We start from the raw sequence: 16598 nt of genomic DNA on the forward strand, positions 1-16598 counted from the left end.
GACTCATCGTTTTTCAATAAAATTAGTATCTTTGAATCAAGTTAAAATCTTTTACAAATGAAATTACCTAAGTTTTTATTAGCAGATAACACAGAATTTCCTGAAGATCTATTCGTAGTGCATACAGAATATCCGCGTTTTATCTTGAACGTTGAAGAGGAAGAAGTTGAGTGGCTTGATGATTTAGAAGGCGACGACGAAGAAACCATGGCGGATGAAGCAACGAAAGTAGTAGAAGCAGCATTCAGATGGTGTGATGACGAACTTGCAAAATACGAAGAAGACGAAGAATAATTCGTAATTAAAATAAAAAAAGGAACTCGGTTGAGTTCCTTTTTTTATGCTTAAAACTAAAATATTAGTTGCTTTTGTTCAATTTCATTAACAATAGTCCGTCTTTGTAAAGCTCCAAAGTCGTTCCAGAAACCACATAACGGTTTGCTTCACTAAGAACTTTCAAGAAATTATCTTCAACAGACATATTATCACAAAACATTTTTGTAGATCCCATTTTCCCAGCTGTAAAACCTCCAGCAGAAGGATTCAGAACCACTTCACCGAAATAATTGTTACATCCAGCGTTACCCGTCAACTTTCCATTTTCTAGGTTTAAAGTTGGCGTTTTACCTTTCACAGATTCCGCTAAAACCCATTGAGAGTTTGCAATAGAAGGCTGCGCTTTTCCTACTTTTGAAGTAGATGATGTAGCTGTACAAGATGCCAAAACCGCTCCTGCAAACAGACATATGAATACATTTTTCATAAGATTACTTTTTAGGTTGATCAAAGGTACAAAAAACCAGTATAAAATCGTATTCAAATAAAAAAAACACTGAAATTTCAGTGTTTTAGTAAATAATATTTTGAAATACTCGATTTTAACGTAATGTTGCACCGAAATCCTTCTCATACGTTTTAATTAATGAATTCATCACTTCGTTAATATCTTTATCTTCCAAAGTCTTTTCTTCATTCAACAATTCGAAACTCAAAGCATACGATTTTTTCCCTTCTGGAAGGTTTTTCCCTTCGTAGACGTCAAACAAATTAATCGCTTTCAAGTACGGTGATTTATTCTTTTTCGCCGCTTCATACAATTCGGAATACGAAATATTTTTATCTAAAAGCAACGCCAAATCTCTTCTAATTTTATTGAATTTTGGAATATCAACAAACTTCAACGCTTTTGCTGAACGAAGCTCTTGTGCTGTTTCCAATTCAATCTCAGCGTAGAAGCATTCTTGATCGATATCAAATTCTTTCATCAACGAAGTGGATACTTTTCCGATTCTAGCGACAACTTTTCCTTCATGTTCAAACACCATGGCATCTGAAAAACGGAAATCTTCAATTGCCTTTTCAGTTAATGAAAGTCCTAATTTCCCAAGCAAAACTTCAACATAGCCTTTCAAATGAGAGAAATTTGTTGTTGATTTTAGAGTCAACCAATTTTCCGCAACATCTCTTCCCGAAACTAAAACAGCCAATTGCTTACGCTCTAAATATTCTTCCGTCTTGTGGTAAATTTTACCCAATTCGAAAAACTTAATATCCGGATTTTTTCTATTGATATTGTACGCTGCATTCTCCAACATCCCTTCAAGAAGAGATGTTCGCATAAACGCCAAATCCGAACTTAGAGGATTCAACAATTTCACTGGATTTTCACTTACATATTTCTCAGCCGTTAAAGAATTGTTCATAACCTCGTGGAAACCGTAGCTTTGCAACAATCTCGCCCAGAAATTTTCTAGTGCATCTTGATCTTCAGCACTCAATTTTACGGGAGTAAATGATATTTTCTTAGGTGAATCGATCTTGTTGTATCCGTAAATTCGCAAAACCTCTTCAATAACGTCAATTTCTCGTGTTACATCAGCTCTATACGCCGGAATAGACAATTCTAAACCATTTGGAATTTCATTTAAAACAGAAATTTCTAATGATTTCAAGATTTCTTTAATCTTCTCACGGTGAATTTTCACTCCTAAAATTTGCTCCAATTTCGAAAAACGTAAAATCACATAATGATTTTCAATTTTCTTTGGATATTGCTCTAAAATAGGACCTACTAATTTTCCACCAGCGATATCTTCAATTAGTTTAATCGCATGAGTCAATGCCGTACGCGTTAAATTTGGATCAACACCACGTTCAAAACGGAATGATGCATCGGTAGAAAAAGCATGACTCTTAGCCGATTTTCGAATCGCCACAGGATCGAAATACGCACTTTCTAAGAAGATTGTAGTCGTTTCTTGAGAAACTCCAGAATCTAAACCTCCGAAGACGCCACCAAAACACATTGGTGTATTATTTCCATCTTTAATAATGATTTCGTGCCCTTTAATTTTGCGCTCTACTCCATCTAACGTTGTAAACAAAGTTCCTTCTGGTAAAACGCCAACTTTCACTTTTTGACCTGCAATTTTAGACGCATCAAAAGCGTGTAAAGGCTGGCCTAAACTATGAAGAATATAATTTGTAATATCTACGATATTGTTAATTGGCGACAAACCAATTGCTTTCAAACGATTTTGAAGCCAAGCCGGAGAATCTGCAACTTTAACATTTTCAATCACCGCACCCATATAACGTGGACAAATAGCTTCATCTTCAATTTCGATAGAAAACTCATGTTGACCTTCAATTTCTAATGATTCAGACTTCACTTTCAAGAATTCTGATTTCATTTGATTCGAAACCAAATACGCGTGCAAATCTCTTGCAACTCCATAATGCGACATCGCATCAGATCGGTTTGGCGTTAATCCAATTTCAATCACTTCGTCTTTTCCTAACTCAAAATACTCAGCAATTTTTTTTCCTACTTCATATTTCGTTTCGTCCAGAACCATGATTCCAGCATGATCTTCGCTAAGACCAAGCTCGTCTTCGGCACAAATCATTCCTTGAGAAACTTCGCCACGGATTTTCGCTTCTTTAATTTCAAAAAAGCTACCGTCTTTTGCATAGATTTTTGTTCCTACCACAGCGACAGGAACCGTTTGTCCTGCTTCCACATTAGGAGCGCCACAAACAATATTTAAAATTTTTCCAGAACCAACGTCTACCGTTGTTTTCTTCAATTTATCTGCATTCGGGTGTTTATCGCAAGTAAGTACTTTTCCTACAACGATCCCTTCCAAACTTCCTTTGATACTCTCAAACGTATCAATACCTTCTACTTCTAGACCAATATCCGTAAGGAATTCTCCTATTTTTTCAGTTTTTAAGTCGGTTTTAATGTAGTCTTTAAGCCAATTGTTAGAAATCTTCATTATGTTATCTTTTCGTCAGTAAAATTTTGTCAATTCGTTGACCGTCTTTATCTATAATTTCGAATACAAAATTATCAAATTCTATTGAATCTCCCACATCGGGAAGCTCAGGACTTTGATTTAAAATAAATCCGGCAACGGTTTGTATGTTATTCAGAACCTCTTCAGGAATATCGATTGGAAATTCTTTGGAAAATGTTTTCAAAGAAAATTGCCCATCAACCAACCACGAGTCTTCTGACCTTTGTGTTATTCTGAATTCGTCATAATCATCTTCGGACATATCGCCAAGCAACGCATCCATAACATCGTCCATGGTAAGCATTCCTTGTGTATTTCCGTATTCGTCGATAACGATTCCGTAATGTATTTTTTGTTTTTTAAATGATTCTAAAATTCGGTAAGCCGTCGTATGTTCCGTTACAAAAACAGGCTTTTTCATGTAATTTTGAAGGTTGAAATTCTCCATCGATGCATGAAGAAAAATATCTTTCATCAAAACAATCCCAACAATTTTATCCAAATTTCCGTCTTCGGTAACAGGATATGCGGAATGCGGTTCTTCTTTGATTTTTGCAATCACTTCTTCATACGTATCCTCCAAATCAAAAACCAACAACTGATTTCGGTAGGTGAATAAGGAATTGGCTTTGGTATCGCCTAATTCAAAAACACGCTCTACAATATCATGTTCAATATCTTCAATTTCGCCACCTTCGGCACTTTCTTTAACAATAGATTTAATTTCTTCCTCAGAAACTCGAGAATCGATTGTTTTTTTGATTCCAAAAATCGTTAAAAGAAACTCGTTTGTCTTTGTCAACAACCATACAAATGGAGATGTAATCAAAGACAACAATCGCATCGGTTGCGAAATAATCACCGCAGTTTTTTCAGGAAATGTCATTCCTAGTTGCTTTGGAAATAACTCACCAAAAACAATGGAAATATAGGTGATAAAAACAACGACAATTGGTCCTGAAATCTGAGCTGCATACGGCGCCAAAAATGAAATCTTACTTAGCAAAGCAGAAACGTGACCGCTTAAAGCCTCGCCAGAATAGACCCCGAGCAAAATCCCAATTAACGTAATCCCAATTTGTACTGTTGAAAGGAATCTCGCCGGTTTTTCCGTGAGAGATAACGCTGCTTTTGCTCCTTTACTTCCTTTCTTAGCTGCATTCTCTAATTTGAATTTCCGAGACGAAACCAAGGAAATTTCAGACATTGCAAAAACGCCATTCAACAAAACCAAAATAACAATGATGATTAATTCCATAAGGGTTTATCTAAAAAGAATTTGAGATCTGAACTTCCATCCAAATCTCAAAAACAATTCTTATTATGATCTATTACATCCCAATGACCGGCATTGAAAGCATCAAAATATTTTCGTTTTCTTCTAAACCATCAATTGGCTCGATGATTCCTGGACGGTTCGGTTGCGACATCTTCATCGTGATATCGTCTGCACTTAAAACAGAAAGCATTTCCGTTAAGAACTTAGAACTGAAACCAATATTGATATCTTCACCGTTATAATCACATGGAATCTGCATGTCTGCTTTGTTTGCAAACTCTGTATCTTCTGCATGAAGATGAAGGATATTTCCCGATAATTTGAAACGAACTTGGTTCGTGGATTTGTTAGACATGATAGAAGCTCTACGAATAGCGCTTAACAACAAGTTTCTGTTAATCGTTAACAAGTTTGGATTTTCTTTCGGGATTACCGCAGAATAATTCGGGTATTTCCCATCAATTAAACGGCAAATCCAAATATGATTTCCAAAAGAGAATTTCGCCATGTTATCGCTGAATTCAATTTTCACATCATCATTCGCATTTGCTAAAATATTTTTGAAAATTGAAAGCGGTTTTTTCGGCATGATGAACTCCATTGGTTCCGAAATTAAATCCGTTCTCTTGTATACCACCAAACGGTGAGAATCAGTAGACACGAAGTTGGTTTCGTTTTCACCAAACTGAAATAAAACTCCCGTCATAACAGGACGTAAAGAGTCGTTACTCGTTGCAAACAACGTATTGCTTAATGCTTCAGAAAGAACTCCTGAAGGTACGGTTACACTTTTCGCAGCATCAAATTCTGGCAATTCTGGATAATCTTCTTCGTTGTCTAATGCCACCGCGAAATTATCTTTTTCATCCAAAATTTCCAACTGCTTGCCAGTTCCCTCTTCGTTATCTTTCACTGAAAGCGTCAAAGGTTGCTCGTTATATGTTTTTACAAAATCTTGAAAAATCTTTGCAGGAACTGCAATTTTTCCTTTGTCATCCGACTTCACTTCCAAAGAAGTAATCAAGGTAGTTTCCCCATCTGATGCCGTAATGGACAAATTATTTTGGTCCAATTCAAATAGAAAATTTTCTAAAATAGGTCTCGATTGAGAACTTGAAATAACACCGCTTACGGTTTGCAGTGCTTTCTGCAATTCACCACTTGAAACAATAAACTTCATACTTTGCTTAAAAAATATATAATTGTACAAATATAATTAATTGGCCTTGAATAATAACTATTAAGCACTTAGAGTTTTCAACAATAGACTGATAATTTAGTAAATTTCAAAGCAATCGTTCTATTCATCAAGTTTTAAACTATCTAAAATATTGACATTTTTGTAATCGTTGATGGAAGCATCGAAAATTTCTGCGGTGTAATAACTGATGTTAACTTTCTTTTCTGATTAAATTTGTACTTTTATCCGTTCAAATACCTCGTACCATGAAGAAACCTTCTTTGTTTCGAAGCTTTATTCATTCTGGAAACGGAATTCTCCTCGCTCTAAAAGAAGAACGAAATATTAAAATCCATTGCGCTGCATTAGTAGTTAACATTGCTTTGATTTTTGGTTTAAAATTAGATCGCGTGGACGCTTCCATTATTTTAATTTGCTGTTTTATGGTGATCGGATTTGAAGCCCTGAACACCAGCATCGAGAAACTTTGCGACTTTGTTGAACCCAATTTCGATAAACGTATTGGAGCGGTTAAAGACATTGCCGCAGGAGCGGTGTCCATTGTTTGTATTTGCGCCGTGGTGGTTGGAATTTTAATTTACAAGCCGTATTTATTCTAGTTTTTTTTGAAATAAAATCGATTTATTATAAAAAACAGTTTCGGGCGCCTGCGGCGCCCGAAACTATTATATCCACTGAAAAAATCAGTTCAAATTATTTAAAATACTCCACTCCATTTTTGAAAATATTATGATAATTTGCCGTTGGAATATTTTTCATTAAACCTTCTGCAAAACGTTCTGGATGTCCCATTCTTCCGAAAATCTTTCCGTCTAAACTCGTGATTCCTTCAATTCCGAATAAAGAATTATTTGGATTGAACGGCATTCCGTGCGCGATATTCCCATCAAAATCGATGTATTGTGTTGCGATTTGCCCGTTTTTGTAAAGTTCTGTCAACACTTCTTCTGAAGCCATAAAACGACCTTCACCGTGAGAAATCGGAATCGTATATTCCAAACCTTTCATGCCTTTTAGCCAAGGAGAATCTTCGTTTACGACTTTCACATTCACCATTTGAGAAATGTGTCTTCCAATGGCGTTGTGCGCCAAAGTTGGAGAATTTGCATCCAAATCACGGATTTCACCATAAGGAAGCAATCCAGATTTCACTAATGCTTGGAAACCGTTACAAATTCCTAAAATCATTCCGTCGCGTTGCAATAAAGCATGAACGGCGTCTTTCATCTTTTGGTTTTTCAAAACATTCACAATGAATTTTGCTGAACCATCTGGCTCGTCACCCGCAGAAAAACCTCCTGAGAAAACTAAAATTTGAGATTGGGCGATTTCTTTTACCCAAGCATCAATACTTTCATTTAATTTATTAAAATCAAGATTGATTAACGGCAAACTCGAAACTTCCGCACCTTCTTTTCTGAAAGCATTTTGTGTTTCGTATTCGCAGTTCGTTCCTGGGAAAACTGGCGCGAAAACTTTAGGTTTTGCTAAACCATGTTTCTTAATATTGATTGTTCTTGGACTTGTAGAATTTAAGCTTTCATCGATATTGACAACAATTTTCTCTTTCTCCGAAGTCGGGAAAAGGTTTTCGAAAGTACCAACGAAGTTGGATTTCAGATTTGAGATTTGAGATTCGAGATTGTTGATTGTTAAAACTGAATTATCAACAACATTTCCGATTTTTTGTAAAGCCGGATGCGATAATTCTTCAACAGATTCGATGATTAAACCACCAATATTTTTTTCTAAAATTTGATTTTCCTCTAAAGAAACAGTCGCTCCGAGATTATTTCCAAATGCCATTTTCGCCAATGCAACCGCTACTCCACCTTCTTTGATGGTTTTTGCAGAAACAATGGTTTTTTGTAAAATCCCATCATGAATAAACTCGTAAACGTCTTTTAAAACCTCATAATTTGGAAGTCCATTTTCGACCGTTTGATGGTAAAAATGGTACAAATGATTTCCACCCAATTTAAATTCTGGCGAAATAATATGACGTTTTACACCGTTTGCACACGCAAAAGAAATCAAAGTTGGTGGAACATTAATATTTTGGAACGTCCCACTCATCGAGTCTTTTCCGCCGATTGCAGCCAATCCAAGATTCATTTGCGCATTGTAAGCTCCCAACAACGACGCCATTGGTTTGCCCCATTTATCAGGTTGATTTCCTAATTTTTCAAAATATTCTTGGAAACTCAAACGGATTTTTTTGTAATCGCCACCCATTGCAACGATTTTCGAAACGCTTTCTACAACAGCATTTGCAGCACCAACCATCGAGTTTTGACTCGAAATATCGGCATCAAATCCCCAACTTGCCAAAGAAACGGTTTCTATGTTTTCAGCATTCAAAATTGGAAGCGTTTGCACCGAGCCTTCCATTTCTGTCAACTGATATTTCCCTCCCAAAGGCATTGCAACCGTCGTCGCCCCAACCGAAGCATCGAACATTTCTAACAATCCTTTTTGTGAAGCGTTATTTTTATCTTTTAAAATGTTTACAAAATTCTCTTCTGTAAACTCTATTTTTTCTGTTTTTACAGGTTCTAAGTGCGAAATTTCAACCGTTTGCGTTTTTGCACAACCGTTCGTATCCAAGAAATCACGGCTCAAATCCACAATTTTATTGCCTTTCCAGAACATTTGCATTCTTCCAGAATCAGTCACTTTCGCAACCACAACCGCTTTGATGTTTTCTTTTTCGCAGAACTCAATGAATTTCGCTTCGTCCTTTGCTTCAATAACCACTGCCATTCTTTCTTGAGATTCAGAAATCGCCAATTCAGTTCCGTTCAAACCTTCATATTTTAAAGGCAAAACATCCAAATTAATTTCCAAAGAATCTGCAATTTCACCAATCGCAACAGAAACGCCACCTGCGCCAAAATCGTTTGATTTTTTGATTAAAGTCGTTACCTCAGGATTTCTAAACAAACGCTGAATTTTACGTTCTTCAACGGCATTTCCTTTCTGAACTTCCGTAGAAAGCGTATGAATAGAGGTTTCGTCTTGTTCTTTTGAACTTCCCGTTGCTCCACCAACACCATCGCGACCTGTTGCACCGCCTAAAAGCACCACTATGTCGCCATTTTCAGGTTTCTCACGACGAACCCACGTTTTCGGAACTGCGCCAACTACGAAACCAACTTCCATTCTTTTGGCTTTGTAACCTTCGTGGTAAATCTCGTTCACTAAAGTTGTCGCCAAACCGATTTGGTTTCCGTACGATGAATAGCCGTTTGCAGCTTGTTTAGTAATCGTTCTTTGAGGAAGTTTCCCAGCAATTGTATCTGAAATTGGTTCTAAAACATTTCCAGCACCCGTCAAACGCATCGCTTGATAGACAAACGCACGACCCGACAAAGGGTCACGAATTGCGCCACCAAGACATGTTGAAGCCCCACCAAAAGGCTCAATTTCCGTTGGGTGATTATGCGTTTCATTCTTGAATAATAAATACCAAGGTTCTTTTTTACCATCGTACTCAGCTTCGATTTCAATCGTACAAGCGTTGATTTCGTCTGAAACCACAAGGTTTTCCAAGTTCCCTGTTTTGCGGAAATATTTGGCCGCGATAGTACCCAAATCCATTAAGGAAATTGGTTTTTCTTCGCGTCCTAAGAATTTTCTTTTTTCTAAATAATCATTGAAAATAGTTTCTAAAGTCGATTTAAACTGACCTTTGAATTCAATTTCCGTTAACTCTGTTTCGAAAGTCGTGTGACGGCAATGGTCGCTCCAATACGTATCCAAAACTTTAAGTTCGGTTTCTGTAGGATTTCTATTTTCCGATTTAAAATGTGCTTGAATAAACTCTAAATCGTCCAATCCAAATGCAAAACCATGCTTATTGTAAAATTCGTTAAGTTGTTGATTTGTAAAGTCGACAAATCCTTCATAAACGATAACAGGTTGTGGTTCGTTTTCAGCTGGAATTTCTAATTTGGATAAATCTTTTTCCTTAGATTCTACTTTGTTAATCAACAAATCCTTGATTTTAACCAAATCTAAATCATTAACTCCAGAAAGTTCAATTAATTTTCCACTTCTAACCGTTGCGTTGCCATTTTGCGTCAACAAAGAGATACATTGCTCTGCAGAATCGGCTCTTTGGTCGTATTGACCAGGAAGAAATTCAGTTGCAAAAAAGGTGTTTTTCGCAGGATTTTCTTCGTGCAGAATATCGGTCACTGGATCCACAAAAGTAGAATTCACCACCTTTTGGAAATCGGCATCTTCAATTCCGAAAATATCGTAAACATTATAAACTTTCACGCTTGCGATGTTGGGAACGACGTTCAAGATTTCCGAAAAAATCTTTGGACTTTCCACATCAAACAAGCCTTTCTTTTCTACAAAAATTCTTTTATTCATTTTAGATATTAGATGTTAGACATCAGATATTAGATTTTTTTACTATTTCGTCACTTCGAGTAGAATTTGAAAAATTCGTATCGAGAAGTTCTAATAAAAGTTCTCGATACATTTTTCTTCACTTTGTTCAGAAAAACACTCGAACTGACGTTGTATTTCTACTTTTTTTTTGCGGTATGTTTTTCGCAGCCCGACCTGAGTGGAGCTCTTTATTATTTTTTGCAAAAAAAATAATAAAAGCGGGAACGGAGGGCGGAAATAGCTGCCATAACAAAATTTGAGATTCTAAATTCGAGATTTGATATTCCCCAAACCACGAAAATTAATTTCAAATAAAAATTAAAAATGCAGCCGACAAGACTGCATCAAATTTATACTTTTAAATCTGCTTCAAGACCAATTAAATCCGAATATTTATCCGTGATAGGCTTCGCCTCGTTTTGGATAAATTCTTCCGTTTGTATCGGCGCAAAACCAATGAAGTTTTTCGGGTCCATTACTTCCGCAATCTTCGATTTGTCCATTTTCAGGGAAGAATCGTTCATTAATCTTTCGATTAAATCGTTTTCTTTGCCTTCCATTTTCACTTTCTTAGATGCTTCCATTGAGTGAACGCGGATAATTTCGTGGATTTCTTGGCGGTCGCCGCCTGCTTTCACTTCTTCCATAATCACATATTCTGTCGCCATGAACGGCAATTCTTCCATAATATGTTTGTGGATACGGTTTTCATACACTACCAAACCGTCCATAATGTTGTTCCAAATCAACAAGATGGCATCAATCGCTAAAAATGCTTGCGGAATTGTTAAACGTTTGTTTGCTGAATCATCCAAAGTACGCTCAAACCACTGTGTAGAAGCCACCATCGCCGAACTTGACGACAACGACATCACGTATTTTGCTAAAGCTCCGATTCTTTCCGAACGCATTGGATTGCGCTTGTACGCCATCGCTGATGAACCGATTTGGTTTTTTTCGAACGGCTCTTCAATTTCTTTTAAGTTTTGAAGTAAACGTAAATCGTTCGTGAATTTATGGGCAGATTGAGCAATATTTGACAACAAAGCCACCACTTTTGCATCAATTTTTCTATCATACGTTTGTCCAGAAACACCGAAAACTTTTTCGAAACCGAATCTTCTTGACAATTCTTTATCTAAAAGTTTTACTTTGGAATAATCGCCATTAAAAAGCTCCAAGAAACTTGCTGCTGTTCCTGTAGTTCCTTTCACACCACGGAATCTTAAGGTTTCTAAGAAAAATTCTAATTCTTCAAAATCCAAAATCAAAGATTGAAGCCACAAAGTCGCTCTCTTCCCCACCGTGGTTAACTGCGCAGGTTGGAAATGCGTGAAGCCCAAAGTTGGCATATCTTTATATTTAATCGAAAAATCTGATAATTTTTTGATCACGTTTACCAATTGTTTTCTCACAATTTTTAAACCGTCACGGATTTGAATTAAATCTGTATTATCTCCCACAAACGCCGAAGTTGCCCCCAAATGGATAATTCCTTTCGCCAACGGTGCAACGTCTCCATACGTGTGAACGTGCGCCATCACATCATGACGGAATTTTTTCTCATAAGCCGCAGCCGCATCAAAGTCGATGTTTTCTGCTTGCTCTTTCAATTGATTGATTTGCTCATCTGTGATGTCTAAGCCTAAATCTTTTTCGATTTCTGCCAATGCAATCCACAATTGTCTCCAAGTTCTGAATTTATTATTCGGGGAAAAATTGTAAAGCATTTCCTCACTTGAGTAGCGTTCTTCAAGAGGATTTTTGTAGGAATTCATTGTTTCTTTTTACTTTTTTAGATGTACAAATTTAGTGATTTCTATCGAAATATTTTGGTGGAAATTTTAGGAAAAGAAAAAGGCGTTTCTCAAAGGAAAAACGCCCATTTTCTATTTAAAATATCGATTATTTTGACCAGTTAATTCGTGTTGTTTTCACTTCTGCGGAAGAAGTTCCGACCATCACATCAAATTCTCCAGCTTCCCAATCAAATTTTAATTGGCTGTTGTAGAATTTCAATTCTTCTGGTGTAATGTTAAACGTTACTTTTTTGCTTTCTCCTTTTTTCAAGAAAACTTTTTGAAAACCTTTCAACTCTTTTACCGGACGTGTTACGCTTCCAACCAAATCACGGATGTACAACTGAACAACCTCAGTACCATCGTAATTCCCAGAGTTAGTAACCGTTACCGTTGCTTGAATGGTTTGATTTCCTTTTGGGTTTGTATTGGAAACCGCTACATCTGAATAATTGAATTTCGTATAACTCAACCCATATCCAAACGGATACAAAGGCGTATTACACTCGTCCATATAATTCGCACGGAAACGATCGTACTGACATTTTTCCACCGAATTTTGATTCAATGGACGACCTGTATTTTTGTGATTGTAGTAAATTGGAACTTGACCTAAACTTCTTGGGAACGTCATTGGAAGTTTTCCTGAAGGATTCACCTTTCCGTAAAGAACATCTGCAATCGCATGACCTGCTTCAGAACCCGCAAACCAAACATTCAGAATCGCATCTGGTGTATCTTTAATATTCGTTAAAGCCAATGGACGACCTGTAAACAAGACAACCGCAATTGGTTTTCCTGTTTTCTTCAACTCGTTCAATAAATCCACTTGAGATTGAGGAATTGTGATTTCTGCTCTTGAAGACGACTCACCACTCATTTCCGCTGATTCGCCGATTGCTAAAACAATAACATCTGCTTTGTTTGCCGTTTCAACCGCTTCTTTTAACATCACTTCTTTCGAACGGCTATCTCTATCCGTCAACTTTCCGTGAGCTGCATAAACATTTTCTAATTTTTCGCTGTAATCCACGTTCGCACCTTTAGCAGAAATGAATTTAACATCCTTTCCAAATGTATCTTGCAAACCTTTCATCAACGAAATTGCGTTGGCATGTTTTGCACCAACACTCCAAGTTCCAGGCATGTTAAGCGAATTATTCACCAATGGCCCGATTACCGCTACCGTTCCTGATTTTTTCAAAGGAAGAACGTTGTTCTCATTCTTCAATAAAACCATTGAATTTGCAGCAACATTACGTGCAATTTCACGATTTTCTTTGCTGTAAACTTCTTTCGCTTCTACTTTTGGATCGCCGTATTTGTATGGGTTTTCAAACAAACCTAAATCGTATTTTGCCTCCAAAATTCGTCTTGCCGCAAGTGTGATTTGAGCTTCGGTAACTTTTCCTTCGGAAAGAGATTTTTTTAACGTTTTCAAGAAACCTTCACCAACCATATCCATATCAATTCCCGCATTCATTGCTAAAGCTGATGACTGCTGCAAATCTCCCATTCCATGGTCGATCATTTCGTTAATCCCTGTATAATCAGTTACGATGAAACCACCAAATTTCCACTGATCACGAAGAACATCCTGCATCAGCCATTTGTTCCCTGTTGCAGGAATCCCGTCTACTTCGTTAAATGAAGCCATAACCGAAGCTACGCCTGCATCAACAGCCGCTTTGTACGGTGGAAAATACTCATTAAACATACGAATATGACTCATATCAACCGTATTATAATCCATACCACCTTCTGGAGCTCCATACAAGGCAAAGTGCTTAACACAAGCCAAAATCGTTTGATCTGCTGCCAAATCTTTTCCTTGATACCCGTAAACCATTGCTTTTGCGATCTCACTTCCCAAGAATGGATCTTCACCCGAACCTTCGGAAACTCTTCCCCAACGAGGTTCTCTAGAAATATCCACCATGGGTGAAAATGTCCAATTGATACCGCCTGCTGCAGATTCTCTAGCCGCAACTTGAGCAGATTTTTGTACTAAATCCATATCAAACGAAGCTGCCAAACCTAAAGGAATTGGGAACGTAGTTTCGTATCCGTGGATGACATCCATCCCGAAAAGCATCGGAATTTTTAATCTACTTTTTTCAACAGCAACTTTTTGTACTGCCTTAATTTTTTCTGCTCCTTTAATATTAAAAAGCCCTCCAACTAAGCCTTGTTCAATCTTTTTACCGATATCCGAACTTTGCGCTTGCCCCGTTGTAAAGTCTCCAGAGGTTGGCAAATTAAGTTGTCCGATTTTCTCGTCCAAAGTCATTTTGGCTACTAAATTATCGATAAACGCTTTTTTCTTGGATTGATATTGCGCGGTTTGAAAACTCTGAACCGGCTTATGTACCAATTCTTGCGCCGGGAATACCGATGCCAGCAAAACAGAGGCTACTACAATTAATCTTTTCATTATACCATTATTTTGAGGTTGTACTTACTTTTTTCTGTGAAAACATCCATTCGTAAAGTTTCGGATCCGAATAGGTAGAATCCCAAGAATTGTGATTATCATTAGGAAAAATCACCAATTCGGCTTTTGGATTTATAGGACGTAGTTTTTGATAAAAATTGAATGCATTTTCTGGAAGAACGATATCGTCCATTCCGCCATGAAAAATTTTCATATTCAAATCTTTGTAATGATGAATATTCGCTTGCATTACACGATCTGTCGGTGCACACACCGAAGCCACAGCAGCAAACATTTCAGGATGCTCCATTGCAAGAGTTAATGTTCCCCAACCGCCCATAGATAGGCCGGTAAGATAAATTCTCGAAGCATCAATCTTGTATTTCGACTGAATTTCTTTAATCAAATGGTAGATTGCATCCGTATCCCACCATGTATTTGAAGGACATTGTGGCGCTAAAATAGCCACCGGTTCCATCATTAAATTTTTGTATTTGAAAGGTCCGTTCACCTTCACTTTATCCAAATCAATTCCTCTTTCGCCAGCTCCATGTAAAAAAACCATCAGCGGAACCGAACCTTTCGCATCTTTTGGATAATCTAAAATATACGAAATGTTTTTCTGCTCTTTAACTTCTTTGTTAAAATTAGCTTTCACTTCTTGAGCTTGCATGAACGAAAGTCCAACAAAAGAAAGCGAAAGACCTATAAAAATTGATTTCAACATATTCAATTTAGTTTAAATTAAAATCCATATTGCGTTGAATGAAAACCTAACTTCTTCAATCCTTGTTGAATTTCAGGTGCATTCATCATTAATTTCCATAATAAACCCGTACGATAATTTTCAATCATCGGCGAAATCGTCCCTTGATCGATTGCTAAATACCGTTTCGTTACCCAATCATACTGCAACGATGTTGCATCATACGGCCCTGCAGAACCAATAAATTCCGGATGTTCCGTATATAAAAAACGAAGCATCGCCATCGATTCTTTTGGCGTATACGGGAAGCTGCTTAACGCCGCAGTTGGCGTAACCACCCCGTTATCATTATTCGGTTGGTGCGCTGTATAGCCAACACTTCCATCTGCATTTCTCGTGTAGGAAGCCGTTGTTCCCCAATAATTTGAACTATAGCCTTTAAATTTATTAGGATTTTCAACATGGAATTCATAGTTAATTTTCGCGTGATTACGCGTCACATCCCAGAAATTTTTCACCATTTTATCGGACAAACCACGAGGATCTAAACCAATGTAGGAATACTGAGCCCAGAAAAGTGGACCGCCATATTCTTCGGCGCCATTATGTTTTACAACTAAAGGCAATCCATATTTTTTCTTGTCTGTTAGATACTTTCCGTCTCTCGCCCAACCTTGATAATAAACTTCTGGTTTGATAGAGTGCGTTGGAGAAGCTGCCGCCATAATATACGTAATCAACGTTTCATCATAACCTTGAAGCTTATGATTCATCTCCCAACCGTATTCTTTAGACCAATGCCAATATAAAACGTTTTGGCCTTGCGTGTACCAATTCCAATCGATACCACGCCAAAGCTCATCGCATTTTTTTGCTAATGCTTTTTCCTCTGCATTTCCGTTTTTAAAATATTCACGCACCATTAGTATTCCCGAAGCCAAAAAAGCCGTTTCCACCAAGTCGCCGCCATTATCTTTTTTTCCAAAAGGAACGGTTTTTCCGGTTTCACCATTGATCCAATGCGACCAAGCACCATGAAAACGATCGGCTTTTGCTAAGAAATCCATCATGTGAGAAAGCCGTTTCACCACATCTTTTCGAGGAACAAAACCTCTTTCTACACCCACTAAAATCGTTGCCAAACCGAAACCCGAACCTCCAGTTGTAATGACATGAGCATCATTTTGAGGATAAACCCCATCTTCGTGATACCGCTCTCGTGCTAAAAGTGAATTCGGTTCTGCAAAATCCCAAAAATACTTCAGCGTTTGCTTCTGAACCAAATCCATAAGTTGTTGGTCTGAAACATTTTTGGAAACTACGGTTTCCGTATTCGATTTAGAGATTTGAGGTGTACACGCGGCAAATAATGACGCTACACTTATTGTAATAAGAACATTCTTTAACTTCATACATTCAATTTTACATACGTTCAAAAATTAGGATTCGAACAAAGATAAGAAAACCACTTTC

11 protein-coding genes are annotated in these 16598 nt (G+C 37.3%); 2 read left to right on the forward strand and 9 right to left on the reverse strand.

The features are described 5' to 3' along the window. Positions 1-57 precede the first annotated feature (57 nt). Positions 58-294, forward strand: coding sequence for a DUF8828 family protein (locus tag AC5XHR_RS04070; protein WP_495949497.1), 237 nt, complete (start codon positions 58-60; stop codon positions 292-294). Between the two features lie 64 nt (positions 295-358). Here the strand turns inward: AC5XHR_RS04070 and AC5XHR_RS04075 are convergent, their stop codons facing one another. The 4 genes from AC5XHR_RS04075 to dnaN form a co-directional block, all read right to left on the reverse strand. Beyond that, positions 359-763 (reverse strand): META domain-containing protein, encoded by a 405-nt coding sequence (locus AC5XHR_RS04075; RefSeq protein WP_495949498.1) that lies wholly within the window; start codon positions 761-763, stop codon positions 359-361. A gap of 115 nt (positions 764-878) precedes the next feature. Beyond that, positions 879-3281: a phenylalanine--tRNA ligase subunit beta gene (gene pheT / locus AC5XHR_RS04080; RefSeq protein WP_495949499.1), complete on the reverse strand. Its 2403-nt coding sequence runs from the start codon at positions 3279-3281 to the stop codon at positions 879-881. A gap of 4 nt (positions 3282-3285) precedes the next feature. Further along, a complete protein-coding gene (locus AC5XHR_RS04085; RefSeq protein ID WP_495949500.1) occupies positions 3286-4560 on the reverse strand; it encodes a hemolysin family protein in 1275 nt (424 codons plus the stop codon). A gap of 73 nt (positions 4561-4633) precedes the next feature. Further along, positions 4634-5761 (reverse strand): DNA polymerase III subunit beta, encoded by a 1128-nt coding sequence (gene dnaN, locus AC5XHR_RS04090; RefSeq protein WP_495949501.1) that lies wholly within the window; start codon positions 5759-5761, stop codon positions 4634-4636. 266 nt (positions 5762-6027) lie between these two features. Here dnaN and AC5XHR_RS04095 point away from each other — a divergent pair, with 266 nt between their 5' ends. Beyond that, positions 6028-6381 (forward strand): diacylglycerol kinase family protein, encoded by a 354-nt coding sequence (locus AC5XHR_RS04095; protein ID WP_495949502.1) that lies wholly within the window; start codon positions 6028-6030, stop codon positions 6379-6381. A gap of 94 nt (positions 6382-6475) precedes the next feature. Here AC5XHR_RS04095 and AC5XHR_RS04100 read toward each other — a convergent pair whose 3' ends face one another. The 5 genes from AC5XHR_RS04100 to AC5XHR_RS04120 form a co-directional block, all read right to left on the reverse strand. Next, positions 6476-10165, reverse strand: coding sequence for a phosphoribosylformylglycinamidine synthase (locus AC5XHR_RS04100; protein ID WP_495949503.1), 3690 nt, complete (start codon positions 10163-10165; stop codon positions 6476-6478). A 371-nt stretch (positions 10166-10536) separates the two neighbouring features. Then, positions 10537-11964 carry an adenylosuccinate lyase gene (gene purB, locus AC5XHR_RS04105; protein WP_495949504.1) on the reverse strand — a complete coding sequence of 476 codons (1428 nt, stop codon included), beginning with the start codon at positions 11962-11964 and terminating at the stop codon, positions 10537-10539. 127 nt (positions 11965-12091) lie between these two features. After that, positions 12092-14419 carry a beta-glucosidase BglX gene (gene bglX / locus AC5XHR_RS04110; protein ID WP_495949505.1) on the reverse strand — a complete coding sequence of 776 codons (2328 nt, stop codon included), beginning with the start codon at positions 14417-14419 and terminating at the stop codon, positions 12092-12094. A gap of 7 nt (positions 14420-14426) precedes the next feature. Continuing rightward, positions 14427-15146, reverse strand: a complete 720-nt coding sequence (locus AC5XHR_RS04115; protein WP_495949506.1) for a carboxylesterase family protein — start codon at positions 15144-15146, stop codon at positions 14427-14429. Between the two features lie 17 nt (positions 15147-15163). Beyond that, the gene (locus tag AC5XHR_RS04120) at positions 15164-16537 is read right to left on the reverse strand and encodes a glucoamylase family protein (protein WP_495949507.1); all 1374 of its coding nucleotides are present in this window, start codon (positions 16535-16537) and stop codon (positions 15164-15166) included. Positions 16538-16598 lie beyond the last annotated feature (61 nt).

It is taken from the genome of Kaistella sp. CFF1-2 (genome assembly GCF_059509915.1).

Excerpts from the sequence above, each read along its gene's own strand:
- bglX (WP_495949505.1), bottom strand. The coding sequence starts at position 14,419 with ATGAAAAGATTAATTGTAGTAGCCTCTGTTTTGCTGGCATCGGTATTC.
- AC5XHR_RS04115 (WP_495949506.1), bottom strand. The coding sequence starts at position 15,146 with ATGTTGAAATCAATTTTTATAGGTCTTTCGCTTTCTTTTGTTGGACTT.
- dnaN (WP_495949501.1), bottom strand. The coding sequence starts at position 5,761 with ATGAAGTTTATTGTTTCAAGTGGTGAATTGCAGAAAGCACTGCAAACC.
- AC5XHR_RS04070 (WP_495949497.1), top strand. The coding sequence starts at position 58 with ATGAAATTACCTAAGTTTTTATTAGCAGATAACACAGAATTTCCTGAA.
- AC5XHR_RS04100 (WP_495949503.1), bottom strand. The coding sequence starts at position 10,165 with ATGAATAAAAGAATTTTTGTAGAAAAGAAAGGCTTGTTTGATGTGGAA.
- AC5XHR_RS04120 (WP_495949507.1), bottom strand. The coding sequence starts at position 16,537 with ATGAAGTTAAAGAATGTTCTTATTACAATAAGTGTAGCGTCATTATTT.
- AC5XHR_RS04095 (WP_495949502.1), top strand. The coding sequence starts at position 6,028 with ATGAAGAAACCTTCTTTGTTTCGAAGCTTTATTCATTCTGGAAACGGA.
- AC5XHR_RS04075 (WP_495949498.1), bottom strand. The coding sequence starts at position 763 with ATGAAAAATGTATTCATATGTCTGTTTGCAGGAGCGGTTTTGGCATCT.
- pheT (WP_495949499.1), bottom strand. The coding sequence starts at position 3,281 with ATGAAGATTTCTAACAATTGGCTTAAAGACTACATTAAAACCGACTTA.
- purB (WP_495949504.1), bottom strand. The coding sequence starts at position 11,964 with ATGAATTCCTACAAAAATCCTCTTGAAGAACGCTACTCAAGTGAGGAA.
- AC5XHR_RS04085 (WP_495949500.1), bottom strand. The coding sequence starts at position 4,560 with ATGGAATTAATCATCATTGTTATTTTGGTTTTGTTGAATGGCGTTTTT.